The organism is Variovorax sp. 770b2 (assembly GCF_900115685.1).
Taxonomy (GTDB): domain Bacteria; phylum Pseudomonadota; class Gammaproteobacteria; order Burkholderiales; family Burkholderiaceae_C; genus Variovorax.
In genome coordinates this window covers 2,857,613-2,873,244 of the sequence record NZ_FOXJ01000001.1, presented here as the reverse complement: position 1 = coordinate 2,873,244, position 15,632 = coordinate 2,857,613, and the positions used below count along the sequence as shown (strand labels likewise).

Sequence of the window (15,632 nt, the reverse complement as noted above, 5' to 3'; positions counted from 1 at the left end):
ACGAATCAGGTGTCTTCTGCGCGGTCGGTGGCGCACCTTTCGAGGTGCGCGACCAGCAGCTGCGCCGACGCCGACAGCGCCGCTTCCCCGCGAAAGCAGATCGCGAACCGCCGGCGCGCCCAGGCGTCCGTGAGCGGCATCAGGCGCAGGCCGAAGGCATCGGCAAAAGGCCGCGCGACTTCCGCCGGCACCACGCTGATCGCGAGCCCGGCGCGCACCACGCGCAGCGCCGCGTCGAAGTTGGTCACCAGCACGCGGTACACGAGCGGCTTTCCCGCGACGGCCGCCTCGCGCGCCAGCATCAGCTGCACGGCGCTCAGCGCGGGCATGCCGACGAACTCGTGGCCGAGCACTTGCTCGAAGCGCACTTGCGCGTGGCGGGCCACGGGGTGCGTCGGGTGCGCGACGATGGCCAGGTGGTCCGAGCGGTAGTCGCGCCGCTCCAGCCCTTGCAGGTCGGCGGCGTCCCAGCACAGGCCGATGGAGGCGCTGCCCTCGCGGATGCCGCGCACGATCTCGGGGCTCACGCGCTCTTCCATGTCCACGCGGATGTCGCGGTGCGCGGGGTTCTTCAGGAAATTGGCCACGTCCTCGGCCAGCGACTCGGCCATGACGGAGGCCGAGGCCAGGATGCGCACATGCCCGCGCGCGCCACCGGCGTAGGAGGCCATGTCGCGCTCGATGCGGTTCGCACTGCCGAGCATGGCGCGCGCATGTTCCAGCAAGGTCTCGCCGGCCGGGGTCGGCACCACGCCACGGCGCTTGCGCAGCAGGAGCGGCGTGCCGACGGTGTCCTCCAGCTGTGCGAGGCGCTTGCTGATCGCCGAGCCGACGATGCTGGCCTGCTCGCCGGCGCGCGCGATGCTGCGGGTTTCGCAGACGGCGACGAACAGGCGCAGCGTGGTGAGGTCGAGATCTCTCATGGTGTTGTGATGTTCCGTTTTGGAATCAGATGGCTTCCAAAATATACCTTCTGGACCGAATCGGAACTTCTAACATCGACGCCTTACCCCCAACGACAGAGACAACGACTTGATTCACGCCTTCCTGCCGCCCCGCGCGGTCGTCCGCGAAGTGGGGCTGCGCGACGGGCTCCAGAGCATCGCCCGCGTCCTGCCCACCGCACGCAAGCTCGAATGGATCCGCGACGCGCACGCGGCCGGTCAGCGCGAGATCGAGGTCGGCTCCTTCGTGCCGGCGCACCTCTTGCCGCAGCTGGCCGACACGGCCGAACTGCTGGCCTACGCGAAGACGCTGCCGGGGCTTTTTGCCTCGGTGCTCGTGCCCAACCTCAGGGGCGCGGAGCGCGCCATCGCGGGCGAGGCCGACCTGATGATGGTGCCGCTGTCGGCGAGCCACGCGCACAGCCTCGCCAACCTGCGCAAGACGCCCGACGAGGTGGTGGCCGAGGTCGGCCGCATGCGCGCCGCGCGCGATGCAGCGGGCTCCAGGACGCTGATCGACGGCGGCGTGGGGACCGCGTTCGGCTGCACGATCCAGGGCCATGTCGCGCCCGACGAAGTGCTGCGCCTGATGCAGGCGCTGCTCGATGCGGGCGCCGACCGCGTGAGCTTGGCCGATACGGTGGGCTACGCCGATCCGGCGATGGTGCGCAGCCTGTTCGAGCGCGCGTTGCGCATCGCCGGCGACCGGCTCTGGTGCGGCCATTTCCACGACACGCGCGGCCTCGGGCTCGCGAATGCATATGCGGCGCTGGAGGTCGGCATCACGCGATTCGATGCGTGCCTCGCGGGCATCGGCGGCTGCCCGCATGCGCCGGGCGCCAGTGGCAATGTCGACACCGAAGACCTGGTCTTCATGCTGGAGAGCATGGGTGTCTCGACCGGCGTCGATCTTCCGAAATTGCTGGACCTGCGCCAGCGCGTGGCCAACTGGCTCGATGGCGAGACGCTGCAGGGCACGGTGTGGCGCGCGGGCTTTCCGAAGACCTTCGTGCCGGCCGCTGCGGCCGAAGAGGTGGCCGCATGAACGCTGCAGCAACCGAGCCAAAGCGCCTGCCGCTCGCGGGCATCCGCGTGGTCGAGTTCACGCACATGGTCATGGGGCCGACCTGCGGCATGGTGCTGGCCGACCTGGGCGCGGAAGTCATCAAGGTCGAGCCGATCGAGGGCGACCGCACGCGGCACCTGCTGGGCGCGGGCGCGGGCTTTTTCCCCATGTTCAACCGCAACAAGAAGAGCATCGCGCTCGACCTGCGCCATCCGCAGGGGCTGGAGGCGGCGCTGCGCCTGTGCGCCACCGCCGACGTGGTGGCGCAGAACTTCCGGCCCGGCACGATGGACAAGTACGGCCTGGGCTACGCCGCGCTCGGCAAGCTCAATCCGCGCCTGGTGTATGTGAACCACACGGGCTTCCTGCCCGGCCCGTACGAGCACCGCACAGCGCTCGACGAGGTGGTGCAGATGATGGGCGGGCTGGCCTACATGACCGGCCGCCCGGGCGATCCGCTGCGCGCGGGCACGAGCGTGAACGACATCATGGGCGGCATGTTCGGCGCCATCGGCGCCATCGCCGCGCTGATGCAGCGCGCAGAAACCGGCAAGGGGCAGGAGGTGCAGTCGGCCCTCTTCGAGAACAACGTGTTCCTGGTCGGCCAGCACATGCTGCAGTACGCGATCACGGGGCAGGCGGCCGCGCCGATGCCCGAGCGCATCTCGGCCTGGGCGCTGTACGACGTGTTCACCGTGAAGGACGGCGAGCAGATCTTCCTGGCCGCGGTGAGCGACGCGCAGTGGACGGTGTTCTGCGACGCGCTGGGCTTCGGCGACCTGAAGGCCGACCCGGCCCTGCGAACCAACAACGACCGCGTACGCCTGCGCCCCACGCTGCTGGCGGACCTGCGCGTGCGCCTGGCCGACCGTTCGGCGGCCGAACTCTCTGCGATCTTCGAGGCGCGGGGCCTGCCGTTCGCGCCGATCACGCGGCCCGAGGACCTGTACGCCGATCCGCACCTGAAGGCCACCGGGGGCCTGGCGGACATCCGCCTGCCGGACGGCGAGCGCGCAGGGCAGATGGCGCAGACGACGCTGTTCCCGATCACGCTCGGCGGCGAGCGCCTTGGCGTGCGCCTGCATCCGCCGACGCTCGGCGAGCACACGCGCGAACTGCTGGCCGAACTGGGCTACGACGACGCGCAGGTGGATGCGATGCATGCCGACGCGGCCGTGAGCTGAGGCCGGCGATTCTTCAAAACATAAAGAGAGACAAGACCATGACCACGAACATTCTTCCGATGACGCGCCGCGCGATGCTGGGCTTGGGCGCTGGCGCCGCTGCGCTGGCGGCCTGTCCGGCATTGGCGCAGGGCTCCGACAAACCGATCCGCTTCATCCTGCCGATCAGCGCGGGCTCCGGCGTGGACAACATCGTGCGTGCCGCCTCGATGGCGCTGGGCAAGGCCTTCGGCCAGCCCGTGGTGATCGAGAACATGCCGGGCGCGGGCGGCATCACCGGCACCGCGGCCATCGTCAAGGCGGCGCCCGACGGGCTCACGCTGGGCATGGTGTCCAACAACCACGTCATCAACCCGAGCGTGTTCAAGAAGATGCCGTTCGACGCGATCGCCGACGTCACGCCCATCAGCGTGGTCGGCGCGACGCCGCTGGTGCTGATGGTGAACCCGAAGCTGCCCGCCAGGAACGTGAAGGAGCTGGTGGCGCTCTTGCGCGCGAAGCCCGAGGGCTACAACTACGCCTCGTCGGGCAACGGCACCATCATTCACCTCGCGGGCGAGATGTTCATGGACGAGGCCGGCGTGAAGGCGCGGCACATTCCATATAAAGGCACCGGCCCGATGGTGACCGACATGATGGCGGGGCAGGTGGAGATCGGCGTGGTCGCGCTGCCCGCCGTGCAGCAACACATCAAGAGCGGCGCGCTGCGCGCCATCGGCATCTGCGGACCGGCGCGCTCGCCGGCCGCGCCGGACATTCCGACCATCGCGGAGCAGGGCCTGCCGAACTACGCGGTCGAAGGCTGGTTCGCGGTGATCGGCCCGCCGAAGATGCAGGCGGCCGACATCAAGCGCGTGCACGATGCGGTGGTGGCCGCCTACACCAGCGCCGAGGTGCACGAGGCGATGGACAGGCAGGGCAACGTCATCAAGCCCACCTCGGCCGAAGAGGCCGCGAGCTACTTCCGCACCGAGGCCGCGCGCTATGCGGCGCTCGTGAAGAAGGCGAACGTGGTGCTGGAGTGATGGGCCCGGCTGAGGTCAGGCCGGGCTCGTGAGCTTGAGCCCCAGGATGCCCGCCACGATCAGCCCCACGCAGGCCAGCCGCGCCGCGTTGGCCGGCTCGTGGAACAGCACGATGCCCAGGATCACCGTGCCCACGGCGCCGATGCCGGTCCACACCGCGTAGGCCGTGCCCACGGGCAGCGAGCGCATCGCCCAGCCCAGCAGCACGACGCTCAGCACCATCGAGATGGCGGTGCCGACCGAGGGCCATAACTTCGTGAATCCTTCGGTGTACTTGAGGCCGATGGCCCATCCCACTTCAAGCAGACCAGCCACCAGCAATACGACCCAGGCCATGCGCGCTCCTCGATGAAAAGAAAAAAGGGTTTCAGTTCTCCGGCCGCACGGCGCGGTAGAGGGCGCGTACGAAATCGGACTGGGTGATCATGCCGGTGAGGCGCTTTTCACCATCGATGATGGGGATATGGTGGTGGCCGCCTTCGGAAAAAAGCGGCACGAGATCGACCACGGGCCGCTCGGCGCTGGCCACGCGCACCTGGCGCGTCATGATCTGGCCGACCACCTCGGGCTTGTTCGAGACCACGGTGCGCGTGGCGCGGATCAGGTCGCGCAGCCGCCCCGCGATGCCTTCGTGGTGCTGCAGGTCGAGCTGGCGAAAGAAATCGGCCTGCGTGACGATGCCCACCACGCGGCGCGTGCGGTCGGTCACCGGCAGCGCCTTGATGCGCTTGTCGTGCATCAGCGCCCAGGCCTCCTGCAGGGGCGTGCCGAACTCCACGGACACCGGGTCGGGCGACATGATGTCGCCGCAGTCGAGCGTGCCCAGGCGCCGCTTGTACGACTCGAGCTCGGTCTGCTGGATCAGCGATTCGAGGTCGTCGCGGCTGATGTCCAGCACCTGGTTGTAGCGGGCGAGCACCGCGTCGATGTCGGCCTGGCTGAAGCGGGCGTCCGCGCGCGGCGGCTGTGCCACTTGCACATGCGGATAGCGCCGACCGGTGAGCGAGTTGTAGACCACGCCGGCCAGCACCAGCAGCAGCGAGTTGGTGAAGAACGGAAAGAGCGCCGACGAGAAATGCGTGGTGTGCGTGAGCACCGCGAGCAGCGCCGCCGCGCCGCCCGGTGGATGCAGGCAGCGCGCGAAGAACATCACGCCGATGGCGCCGGCCACCGCGATGGCGGCGGCGAGGGCGGGATCGGGAATGAAGCTCACGCTCGCGATGCCGACCACGGCCGACAACGTGTTGCCACCGATCACCGACCAGGGCTGCGCGAGCGGGCTCGCGGGCACCGCGAACACCAGCACGGCGCTCGCGCCCAGCGGCGCGATCAGCCAGACGGCGCTGCCCAACACGCCGGCAAGTGGGCCGGCCAGCCAGCGGCACAGCACCGCGGTGACGAAGAGACCGATGGCGGCGCCGCACACGGCGCGCAGGCGCTCGCGCATGTCGACGGTGGTGCGGCCCGGCAACCAGGCGCGCGCATGGGCGAGGACCGCGGAGAGCCGCATCGCGCCGTTCCTTTCAGGTTTCGTGGGCGAGGCTGCGCCCGATCTCGGGCCAGCGGCCGTGCAGCCAGACCCAGGCGACCAGGCCGATGCCCAGCATCAGCGTGGAGGTGAGGGCGAGCGCCAGCGTGGAGTGCATCACCAGCGGCGCGATCGCGCCGGCAACGACGCCATTGGCCGTCGAGCCGATCACCGCCTGCAGCGAGGAGGCCATGCCGCGGCGCTCGGGGTGCAGGTCGAGCACCAGCAGCGTGACCACCGGCACCATCAGCGCCCAGCCGAAGGCGAACACCGCCAGCGGCCACAGCGCCCAGGCCACGTGCGCGTCGAAGAAGAAATTGGCCACCACGTTGACCACCGAAGTCACCAGCATGATGAGGAAGCCGTCGCGGATCTGCCGCTTGGGCGTCACCTTGCCGGCCATGCGGCCGCTGGCGCGCGCGCCGAGCATGATGCCGCCGATGGTCAGAAGGAAGAACCAGAAGAACTGCTGCGGCTGCAGCGCGAGGTGGTCGCCCAGGAAGGCGGGCGCGGCCAGCACGTAGAGGAACATGCCGTTGAAGGGCACGCCGCTTGCGAGCGCAAGCAGCAGGAAGCGCGGGTCCGAGCACAGGTCCCAGTAGCCGCGCAGGAGGTGCCGCACGTGGAACGACTGGCGGTGCGAGGGATGCAGCGTCTCGGGCAGCAGCTTGTAGTTGGCCACGAACAGCACCACGCCCACCGCCACCAGGAACCAGAACACCGCGTGCCAGCCCGCATGCACGAACAGGAAGCCGCCGATGATCGGCGCGATGGCCGGCGCCACGCCGAAATAGATCGTGACCTGGCTCATCACCCGCTGCGCCTCGGCGGGCGGGAACATGTCGCGGATCACCGCGCGCGAGACCACGATGCCCGCACCGGTCGACAGGCCCTGCAGCCCGCGGAACAGCACCAGCTGCGTGATGTTCTGCGACAGCGCGCAGCCCAGCGAGGCGATGGTGAATACGGCAAGGCCCCACAGCACCACGGGCCGGCGGCCGAAGCTGTCCGACAGCGCGCCGTGGAACAGGTTCATGAACGCGAAGCCGAAGAGGTAGGCCGAGAGCGTCTGCTGCATCTCGGCGGGCGTGGCGCCGATGGATTGCGCGATGCCCGAGAAAGCCGGGATGTAGGTGTCGATGGAGAACGGCCCGAGCATGCCGAGCACCGCCAGCAGGACGGCCAGCGCCCAACGCGGGGCCTGCCAGAGTTTGTCGGCGTCGGGATTCATGGCTTGGATGGGGGAAGAAGAGCGGCAAGAACGGCACACGAGGGGCGCGCACCGAAAGTGTGCGAGCGTAGCAGACACCCGGGCGGTTGCCGAGGCTGTCCGCCCACTAAACTGCGCGCCTGCATGCACTGAAGAAGAAGGGACGAGGAATGGCTCAGGAGTTTCTGTCGATCACCCGTGGAGAGCTGTGGCTGCGCGGCGGCGAAGGCGCGCCGGTGCAGATCGAATCGCCGTTCGCGCGCGAACTGATCCAGCGCGAGGCCAACAGCCGCCGCACCACCTCCTGGAAGCACGCCGAGCGCGAAGAGTCCAAGGGCATGCTCTCGGGCGCGGCGCTCTGGGGCCGTGGCGGGCCGGGCGGCGCGATGGCGCCGGCGCGCTTCCAGCACGTCTGCCGCGGCGGGCCGCGCACCATCTATTACGTGCTGAGCGTGGGGCGCAGCATCGGCCTGTTCCGCTACGAGTTGGATGAGAAGCGCGAGATCCGGCTCTTCCACCGCCAGCACACGCCGATCCTGGGCATGGCCTACGTGCCCGAGACCCGCCACCTGGTACTGGCCGTGGGACAACCTGACGGCACCGCGCAGCTGGAGGTGTTCGACGAAGAGGGCAACGCCAAGGGCGCGATCACCGGCGGCGACAGCCTGGACGCCGCGCCGGCCGCGATGCCGGGCTCGGCCTCGACGCTGGTCTACCAGTCGTGCGGCGTGGCGCGGCATCCCGAGAGCGGCGTCGTCGTCGCGATGGCGCATTCGACGGTGAACTGGCTCGACTACAAGAGCGCCGAGATGGACAGCCTGCTCGACGACCCCGAATGGGACTACATCGTCCCGCGCATCGCGGCCGACGGCACGCTCTACGCGATCCGCCGGCCGGTGGAAAAGCCGGCGCACGAGCGCGCCGGCGGCGCAATCAAGGACACGCTGATGATGCCGCTGCGCCTGGGCAAGGCGGTCTTCGGCTATCTCAATTTCTTCTCGATGATCTACGGCAAGGAGCCGCTGCGCTCGGCCGGCGGCCCGCGCACGCCCGAGCTCGACCAGGACCTGGGCAAGCTGTGGCTGCACGGCCGGATGATCGAGCTGTCGAAGGTGCGCGACGACCCGCAGTACGCGGGCAACCTGGTGCCCGGCTCGTGGCAGCTGATCGCGCAGGAAGGCCGCCGCGCGAGCCCGCGCGTGGTCGCCTCGCATGTGGCGCACTTCGATCTCGCACCCGACGGCGCGGTGCTCTACAGCAACGGCTACGACATCTTCTCGTGGTCGCGCGGCGAGCAGCGCAAGCTGGACCGAGAAGCGCTGGTGGAGGGGCTCGCGGCGCTCTGAAACGGCGCATTGGCCAAAGAAAAAGGCCCGGAACCGCGAGTGCGGTTCCGGGCCTTTTTCGAGCCTGTCCGGCACCGGTGCCGGACGGAGCCCCTGGCTCAGAGCGTGTCGATGAAGCTGCGCAGCTTGTCCGAACGCGACGGGTGCTTGAGCTTGCGCAGCGCCTTGGCTTCGATCTGGCGGATGCGCTCACGGGTCACGTCGAACTGCTTGCCGACTTCTTCCAGCGTGTGGTCCGTCGACATCTCGATGCCGAAGCGCATGCGCAGCACCTTGGCTTCGCGCGGCGTGAGCGAGTCGAGGATGTCCTTGACCACGTCGCGAAGACCCGCCTGCATCGCGGCCTCGATGGGCGCCGTGTTGCTGCTGTCCTCGATGAAGTCGCCCAGGTGCGAATCGTCGTCGTCGCCGATGGGGGTTTCCATCGAGATCGGCTCTTTCGCGATCTTCATGATCTTGCGGATCTTGTCTTCCGGGATCTCCATCTTGGCGGCCAGGATGCCGGCGTCGGGCTCGAAGCCGAACTCCTGCAGATGCTGGCGCGAGATGCGGTTCATCTTGTTGATCGTCTCGATCATGTGCACCGGGATGCGGATGGTGCGCGCCTGGTCGGCGATCGAGCGGGTGATCGCCTGGCGAATCCACCACGTCGCATACGTCGAGAATTTGTAGCCGCGACGGTATTCGAACTTGTCCACCGCCTTCATCAGGCCGATGTTGCCTTCCTGGATCAAGTCGAGGAACTGCAGGCCGCGGTTGGTGTACTTCTTGGCGATGGAGATCACGAGACGCAGGTTGGCCTCGATCATTTCCTTCTTGGCATCGCGCGAAGACGATTCGCCTTCGTTCATGCGCTTGTTGATGTCCTTCAGCTGCGTGAGCGGCACCACCACGCGCGACTGGATGTCGGTCAGGCGCTGCTGCAGTTCCTGCACCGGCGGAATGTTGCGCGCGAGCACGGCGCTCCAGGGCTTGCCGGCAGCGGCCTGCTTCTCGACCCACTTCAGGTTCAAGAGGTTCGAGGCGATGCGGTTGCCGTTCTTGTCGTAGCCGCTGAAGTCGCGGATGAACTCGTCCTGCGGGAAGCCGCACTTGTCCACGATGATGCGGCGCAGTTCGCGTTCCTTCTTGCGAACGTCGTCCACCTGCGTGCGCACCAGGTCGCACAGCTTCTCGATGGTCTTGGCCGTGAAGCGGATGGTCATCAGCTCTTCGGACAGGGACTCCTGGGCCTTGACGTACGCGGGCGTGCCGTAGCCTTCCTTGTCGTAGATCTTGTGGACCTTCTCGAACATGCCGGCGATGCGGTCGAAACGCTCGAGCGCGTCGCGCTTGAGTTCCTCCAGCTTCTTGGTGAGGGCCTTGGAGCCGCCCTTGCCGTCGTCGTCGTCTTCCTCGTCGAATTCGTCGAAGTCTTCCTCGGCCACGTAGTCGTCGGCCTCGTTGGGGTTCGAGAAGCCGTCCACGATGGTGGAGATGACGACCTTGCCTTCGCGGATTTCAGCGGCCAGGCGCAGGATCTCGGCGATGGTGGCGGGGGAGGCCGAGATGGCCTCCATCATGGCCATCAGGCCGCCTTCGATGCGCTTGGCGATTTCGATTTCGCCTTCGCGCGTCAGCAGCTCGACCGTGCCCATTTCGCGCATGTACATGCGGACCGGGTCGGTGGTGCGGCCGAATTCGCTGTCCACCGTGGAGAGCGCAGCTTCGGCTTCTTCCTCGGCTTCTTCCACCGTGGTGGCGGTGGGCGCGGTGTTGTTCAAGAGCAGGGTTTCGGCGTCGGGCGTCTGCTCGTACACCGCCACGCCCATGTCGTTCAACATGGTGACCACGACTTCCATGGTCTCGGCGTCGACCAGCTTGTCGGGCAAGTGGTCGGAGATTTCGCCGTGCGTGAGGTAGCCGCGGGTCTTGCCCAGCGTGATCAGGGTCTTCAGGCGCGAGCGGCGCTTGGCCAGATCTTCTTCGGAGAGCACGGTCTCGTCCAGGCCGAACTCCTTCATCAAGGCGCGTTCCTTCGCCTTGCTGATCTTCATGCGCAGCGGCTTGACCTTTTCTTCGGTGGTCGTGGCGACCGCCGGCTCGTCGCCGGCCAAGTCTTCCTCGATGTCCGACAGGTCGACGTCGCTCTCGGGGGCGTCGTTGCCGGCCTTGGGCTTGCGGCCGCGCTTGGCGCCGGTGGCAGGTGCGGCAGCACCGGCGGCCTTGGGCGGGCGGCCGACTTTCTTGGCAGCGGGAGCGGCGACTTTCTTGGGATCGTCGAGGGTGGTCGTTTTCGTGGGCACGGTTTTCACTTTCGTTGCGGGCGCCGATTTGGACGCGGCGGCACCCGTCTTAGATGCCGGCGTCTTGCCGGCTTTCAACGGTTTCTCTGCGACAGGCTTTTTGGCGACGCTTTTAGCGAGTGAAATAGCAGGCTTCTTTGAACTGGGCATACGACCTCGTTACGACAAGAATGGACAAGCGGAAATCACAGGCGCACTGCCATTCAGGCAGCGCCACCACGGCCCGCGCACAGGCACGGACATAAAACAATTGGGAAAGAGGAATTAATTCCTCAGCAGACAAGATGTCGGGCGAACATTTGGTGTGCAGTCCTTGCGGTTATTGACCCTTTCCGCCGGAATTTACCGTTGGAGTGCGTTGCGCTAGGGGTCGGCCCGGAGGTGCTGCTGTCGCTCTTGTCTGATTTCGCCAGTTGCGAAGCCCTACATTATAGCGTACTGCACAAATTTCAAGCAGTTTCTGAGCCGCGCGGACTCAGGCGGTTGCGCAATTCCAACCGCCGCGCCTCGAGCGCCTTGTAGCGCTCCAGGGCTTTCGGGTCTTTTCCGACCGCGGCGATGGCCTCGCTCTGCTGGGCCTTGAGGCGGTCGTCCAGCATGAAGTCGAGCACACTGGAAAGCTCCTTGGCGGCGTCGGAAAGATGCTGTTCTTCCTCGCCCTCGGGGACCTGGGCAGCGTCGGCGATGTTCATGAGGCGCTCGGCCAGCGCCTCGAAATCCAGCCCCCGCATGCCTTCGCGCAGCGCCGCCCAGGGTTGCACGCCGTGCTCGTGCAACTGGCTGTCGAGCCAGGTGAAGAGCGCTCCGTGCGTGCCGGGCAGGTCGCACAGCATGAGATGGAGTTCGTGCGAAAGCGCATCCCACTGCGCCATGTTCGAGAGCAGCAGCCGCACCGCCACGTCGGGCCGGCTCGGGGGCTTGCCGCGTCCGCGCAAGGGCTCGATGGGCTCTTCGAACTTGCCGCCCCAGCGCTTGCCCTTGACGAATTTGCGCGGCTTGCTATCGGTTTCATAGCGCGGCGCTTCGTATTCCATGGGCGGCGGCATGTCCGGATAGTCCCCGCCGTCGCCGCTGGATTCGCTGTAGCGCGGTGAAGGCGGGGCGGCCACTTTGCGCGGACCGGGCGTGGAGGCCCAGAGGTCCGAAAGGGCCGCTGCATCGAGCTGCACCAGCGTGGCGATCTCGCTCAGCAGTTGCCGCTTGAGGGCGCCATCGGGCATCGCGCTCCAGAGCGGGCGCACGTTGCTGGTCATGTGGGCGCGGCCTTCGGCGGTGGTCAGGTCGCAGCCTTCGCGGGCGGCCTCGAGCATGAAGCGCGACAGCGGCGTGGCCTCGGTCACGAAGCGGGCGAAGGCCTCGGCGCCGTGTTCGCGGATGAAGCTGTCGGGGTCGTGCTCGGCCGGCAGGAACAGGAATTTGATGCTGCGCACATCGGTGGCATAGGGCAGGGCGCCGTCCAGGGCCTTGCGCGCGGCGCGGCGGCCGGCGGCGTCGCCGTCGAAGCTGAAGACCACCGATTCGGTGAAGCGGAAGAGCTTCTGCACATGCTCCGTCGTGCAGGCGGTGCCGAGCGTGGCCACCGCGTTCGGAAAGCCGAGCTGGGCGAGGGCGACCACGTCCATGTAGCCCTCGGTGACCAGCGCATAGCCGCGGTCGCGGAAGGCGGCGCGCGCCTCGTAGAGGCCGTAGAGCTCGCGGCCCTTGCTGAACACGGGCGTTTCGGGCGAGTTCAGGTACTTGGGCTTTTCGTCGCCGAGCACGCGCCCGCCGAAGCCGATGCACTCGCCCTTGACGTTGCGGATGGGGAACATCACGCGGTCGCGGAAGCGGTCGTAGCGCTTGGCTTCGCTCGCCTCGAGCTGGCCGTCCTCGGTGTTGACGATCACCAGGCCGCTCTCGGCGAGCAGCGGATCGTCGTAATCGGGGAACACGCTGGCCAGCGCGCGCCAGCCCGCGGGCGCATAGCCGATGCCGAACTGCTTGGCCACTTCGCCGGAGACGCCCCGGCCCTTGAGGTATTCGATGGCGCCGGGCGCCTGCCGCAGCGACTTGCGGTACGAATCGCCGGCCTTCTCGAGCACGTCGGTCAGCGTGGCCTGCTTCTGGCGCTGGCTGGCGGCGCGGGCGCGCTCGGCGGGGGAGGCGTCGTCCTCGGGCACCTGCAGGCCGTATTGGCCGGCCAGGTCGTGCACCGCTTCGACGAAGCCCATGCCCGCGTGCTCCATGAGAAAGCCGATGGCGTTGCCATGCATCCCGCAGCCGAAGCAGTGATAGAACTGCTTGGTCGGGCTGACGGAAAAAGAGGGGGATTTCTCACCGTGGAAGGGGCACAGCCCCATGAAATTGGCGCCGGCCTTCTTGAGTTGCACATAGCGGCCGACGATCTCGACCACATCGGCGCGCGCGATGAGTTCCTGGATGAATGAAGCGGGGATGGTCATGTAGGCGAAGAGCGGCAAATCATACGCAAGCGGCCGGCCTCCGGTGGCGGGACGGCATACTGAATGCGATCCCGGATTCCCAACGCATGACGACGCCCAACCCATTGCAACACGCCGCGCCGCTGCTGCGGCACCCGCTCCGATTCATCTGGGACGCGCTGAAGGCCTTTCGCGCCAACCAGGGGCTGCTGCTCGCGGGGGCGGTGGCGTACTACGCGCTGCTGTCCATCGTGCCGCTCCTGATCGTGAGCGTGATCGCGATCTCGCATTTCATCGACCAGGCGGAGCTGCTGCGCACCATCGGCCGGTATCTCGAATGGCTGCTGCCGGGGCAATCGAAGGCGATCGTGGCCGAGCTGTCGAGCTTTCTCGACCACCGCGACGTGATGGGGCCGGTGCTGCTGGTGACGATGATCTTCTTCAGCTCGCTGGCCTTCAGCATCCTGGAGAGCGCGATGGCGGTGATCTTTCACCACCGCAAGGCCGACCACAAGCGCCATTTCCTGGTCTCGGTGGCCATGCCGTACGTCTACATCCTGTGCCTGTGCGTGGGGTTGCTGCTGGTCACGCTGGTGTCGGGCGCCTTGCAGCTGGTGGGGCAGGAAAGCGTCGACCTCCTGGGGCGCAGCTGGTCGCTTTCGGGCATTTCGGGCCTGTTGCTCTACCTGCTGGGGCTGGGTGGGGAGATCTTCATGCTGACCTCGCTCTACCTCGTGATGCCGGCCGGCCGGATGTCGCTGCGCCACGCGCTGCTGGGCGGCGTGACCGCCGCGCTGCTGTGGGAGGCGACGCGCCGGGTGCTGATCTGGTACTTCTCGACGCTGTCGCAGGTCAACGTGGTCTACGGCTCGCTCACCACGGCGATCGTGGTGCTGCTGAGCCTGGAGATCGCCGCCACGCTCGTGCTGCTGGGCGCGCAGGTGATCGCCCAGTACGAGCGGCTGGACCGCACCGGCAGCACGGCGATGCCGCCTGCCGAGTCCGGTGCGACAGGTGTCAGCGCGGGGGGAGTCGAATCGCTCCGTCCAGACGAATCACCTCGCCGTTGAGCATGTCGTTCTCGATGATGTGCTTGGCAAGCTTGGCGTAGTCCTCGGGCGTACCCAGGCGGGACGGGAAGGGAACGCTGGCGGCCAGCGCGTCCTGCACCTCCTGCGGCATGCCGAAGAGCATGGGCGTGCCGAAGATGCCGGGGGCGATGGTCATGTTGCGGATGCCGTTGCGCGCCAGGTCGCGGGCGATGGGCAGGGTCATGCCGACCACGCCGCCCTTGGAGGCACTGTAGGCGGCCTGGCCGATCTGGCCGTCGTAGGCCGCGACCGAGGCGGTGGAGATCAGCACGCCGCGTTCGCCGGTGGCTTCGGGCTCGTTCTTGCTCATCGCGTCGGCCGCGAGGCGAATCATGTTGAAGCTGCCGATCAGGTTGACCGTGACGGTCTTGCTGAACACGGCCAGCGCGTGCGGGCCGTTCTTGCCCACGGTCTTCTCGGCCGGCGCGATGCCTGCGCAGTTGACCAGGCCGACCAGCTTGCCGAGCTTGGTTGCTGCGGCAACGACCGCCTGGCCGTCGGCTTCCTGGCTCACGTCGCACTTGACGAACACGCCGCCGATTTCCTTGGCGACGGCCTCGCCCTTTTCAGCCTGCATGTCGGCGATCACCACCTTGCCGCCGTTGGCGGCCAGCATGCGCGCCGCGCCTTCGCCGAGGCCCGAAGCGCCCCCCGTCACGATAAAAACCTTGCCGTCGATCTGCATGGAGAGTCTCCTGAAATGAGACCGGCATTATCGAAGACGCCTGGCAGGCCAAAAAAAAGGCCTCATCCGAAGATGAGGCCCCTGAATTGGATCCGTGAGGACCCAAGGAGACAACTGGTGGTGGTCGGTGCTTAGCGCTTGCGCGAAGCGGTGGCCGTCTTGGCGGCGGCGACGGCTTGCGTCGACACGGCGTTGAAATTGGCTTCGGCGACGTCGGAGGCTTGCTTGACAGCCTTCTGGACCGATTCGAATGCGTTGTTGGCGGCAGCCACTGCGCTCTTGAGCACGGCAACGGCGGTTTCCGAACCGGCGGGTGCGTTCTTGGAAGCGCTGTCGACCAGGCCGACGAAGGTTTGCTGGGCTTCAGCAGCCTTGGCTTCGAAAGCCTTGGAGAATTCGGCGCCGGTGCCTTGGGCGATGTCGTACAGGTGACGGCTGTAGGCGGCGGTCTTTTCGGCCAGGGGCTGGAACAGGCTGGCTTGCAGCGTCAGCAGTTCTTGCGCGTCCTTGACGTTCAGGGCGGCTTGGGCGGTGCCGGCGGCTTCGGCCAGGGCAGCCTTCGAAGCGGTCACGTTCAGTTCGACGAGCTTCTCGACGCCTTCGAAAGCCTTGGTGGTCAGGCCGAACAGAGTTTCGAGGTTTGCTTTTTGGGCGGCGAGGATTTGGTCAGCGGTCAGGGCCATTTGGGATCTCCAGAAGGATGGTGGTCGATTCACGTTGCGCTGCGCCTCGTCGTCTTTGTTGCGGTGCAGCATGGCCTCAAGTATAGGCAGCTGAGTTTTGCGATCAAGGGGTTTTTGCTGCTGTGCAGCAATCTAGAGGCCGCTTTCTAAAACGGGCCCGCATCG

At 67.2% G+C, this 15,632-nt stretch carries 13 protein-coding genes; 5 read left to right on the top strand and 8 right to left on the bottom strand.

Translation table 11 applies throughout. From position 1 onward, the window contains the following. Nucleotides 1–5 precede the first annotated feature (5 nt). Complete coding sequence (locus tag BM133_RS13285) at nucleotides 6–923, bottom strand: LysR family transcriptional regulator (protein ID WP_093434295.1); 918 nt, start codon at nucleotides 921–923, stop codon at nucleotides 6–8. A 109-nt stretch (nucleotides 924–1,032) separates the two neighbouring features. On the opposite strand from BM133_RS13285, the gene BM133_RS13280 reads away from it, so the two are divergent. The 3 genes from BM133_RS13280 to BM133_RS13270 are packed head-to-tail and all read left to right on the top strand — an operon-like array spanning nucleotide 1,033 to nucleotide 4,219. After that, nucleotides 1,033–1,989 (top strand): hydroxymethylglutaryl-CoA lyase, encoded by a 957-nt coding sequence (locus BM133_RS13280; protein ID WP_093434293.1) that lies wholly within the window; start codon nucleotides 1,033–1,035, stop codon nucleotides 1,987–1,989. Next, nucleotides 1,986–3,194 (top strand): CaiB/BaiF CoA transferase family protein, encoded by a 1,209-nt coding sequence (locus tag BM133_RS13275; protein ID WP_093434292.1) that lies wholly within the window; start codon nucleotides 1,986–1,988, stop codon nucleotides 3,192–3,194. Before BM133_RS13280 ends, BM133_RS13275 begins: the two co-directional genes overlap by 4 nt. A 38-nt stretch (nucleotides 3,195–3,232) precedes the next feature. Next, on the top strand, nucleotides 3,233–4,219 hold the full coding sequence (locus tag BM133_RS13270) for a tripartite tricarboxylate transporter substrate binding protein (RefSeq protein ID WP_093434290.1): 987 nt from the start codon (nucleotides 3,233–3,235) through the stop codon (nucleotides 4,217–4,219). Between the two features lie 15 nt (nucleotides 4,220–4,234). Here BM133_RS13270 and sugE read toward each other — a convergent pair whose 3' ends face one another. The 3 genes from sugE to BM133_RS13255 are packed head-to-tail and all read right to left on the bottom strand — an operon-like array spanning nucleotide 4,235 to nucleotide 6,978. Next, complete coding sequence (gene sugE, locus BM133_RS13265) at nucleotides 4,235–4,555, bottom strand: quaternary ammonium compound efflux SMR transporter SugE (protein WP_093434289.1); 321 nt, start codon at nucleotides 4,553–4,555, stop codon at nucleotides 4,235–4,237. A 31-nt stretch (nucleotides 4,556–4,586) separates the two neighbouring features. Then, nucleotides 4,587–5,729, bottom strand: a complete 1,143-nt coding sequence (locus BM133_RS13260; protein WP_093434287.1) for an HPP family protein — start codon at nucleotides 5,727–5,729, stop codon at nucleotides 4,587–4,589. A gap of 13 nt (nucleotides 5,730–5,742) precedes the next feature. Beyond that, nucleotides 5,743–6,978 carry a multidrug effflux MFS transporter gene (locus BM133_RS13255; protein ID WP_093434286.1) on the bottom strand — a complete coding sequence of 412 codons (1,236 nt, stop codon included), beginning with the start codon at nucleotides 6,976–6,978 and terminating at the stop codon, nucleotides 5,743–5,745. 149 nt (nucleotides 6,979–7,127) lie between these two features. Between BM133_RS13255 and BM133_RS13250 the strand changes: the two genes are divergently transcribed. Continuing rightward, nucleotides 7,128–8,303 (top strand): hypothetical protein, encoded by a 1,176-nt coding sequence (locus BM133_RS13250; protein ID WP_093434284.1) that lies wholly within the window; start codon nucleotides 7,128–7,130, stop codon nucleotides 8,301–8,303. A gap of 98 nt (nucleotides 8,304–8,401) precedes the next feature. Here the strand turns inward: BM133_RS13250 and rpoD are convergent, their stop codons facing one another. Further along, complete coding sequence (rpoD, locus tag BM133_RS13245) at nucleotides 8,402–10,738, bottom strand: RNA polymerase sigma factor RpoD (protein ID WP_093434283.1); 2,337 nt, start codon at nucleotides 10,736–10,738, stop codon at nucleotides 8,402–8,404. Between the two features lie 299 nt (nucleotides 10,739–11,037). After that, complete coding sequence (dnaG, locus tag BM133_RS13240) at nucleotides 11,038–13,029, bottom strand: DNA primase (RefSeq protein ID WP_093435310.1); 1,992 nt, start codon at nucleotides 13,027–13,029, stop codon at nucleotides 11,038–11,040. 86 nt (nucleotides 13,030–13,115) lie between these two features. Here dnaG and BM133_RS13235 point away from each other — a divergent pair, with 86 nt between their 5' ends. Then, on the top strand, nucleotides 13,116–14,078 hold the full coding sequence (locus tag BM133_RS13235; protein WP_093434281.1) for a YihY/virulence factor BrkB family protein: 963 nt from the start codon (nucleotides 13,116–13,118) through the stop codon (nucleotides 14,076–14,078). On the opposite strand, the gene BM133_RS13230 is transcribed toward BM133_RS13235, so the two are convergent. Both BM133_RS13230 and BM133_RS13225 read right to left on the bottom strand, forming a co-directional pair. Then, nucleotides 14,026–14,784, bottom strand: a complete 759-nt coding sequence (locus tag BM133_RS13230) for a 3-hydroxyacyl-CoA dehydrogenase (protein WP_093434280.1) — start codon at nucleotides 14,782–14,784, stop codon at nucleotides 14,026–14,028. The genes BM133_RS13235 and BM133_RS13230 overlap by 53 nt on opposite strands. A 131-nt stretch (nucleotides 14,785–14,915) precedes the next feature. Further along, the gene (locus tag BM133_RS13225) at nucleotides 14,916–15,467 is read right to left on the bottom strand and encodes a phasin family protein (protein WP_093434278.1); all 552 of its coding nucleotides are present in this window, start codon (nucleotides 15,465–15,467) and stop codon (nucleotides 14,916–14,918) included. Nucleotides 15,468–15,632: the final 165 nt, after the last annotated feature.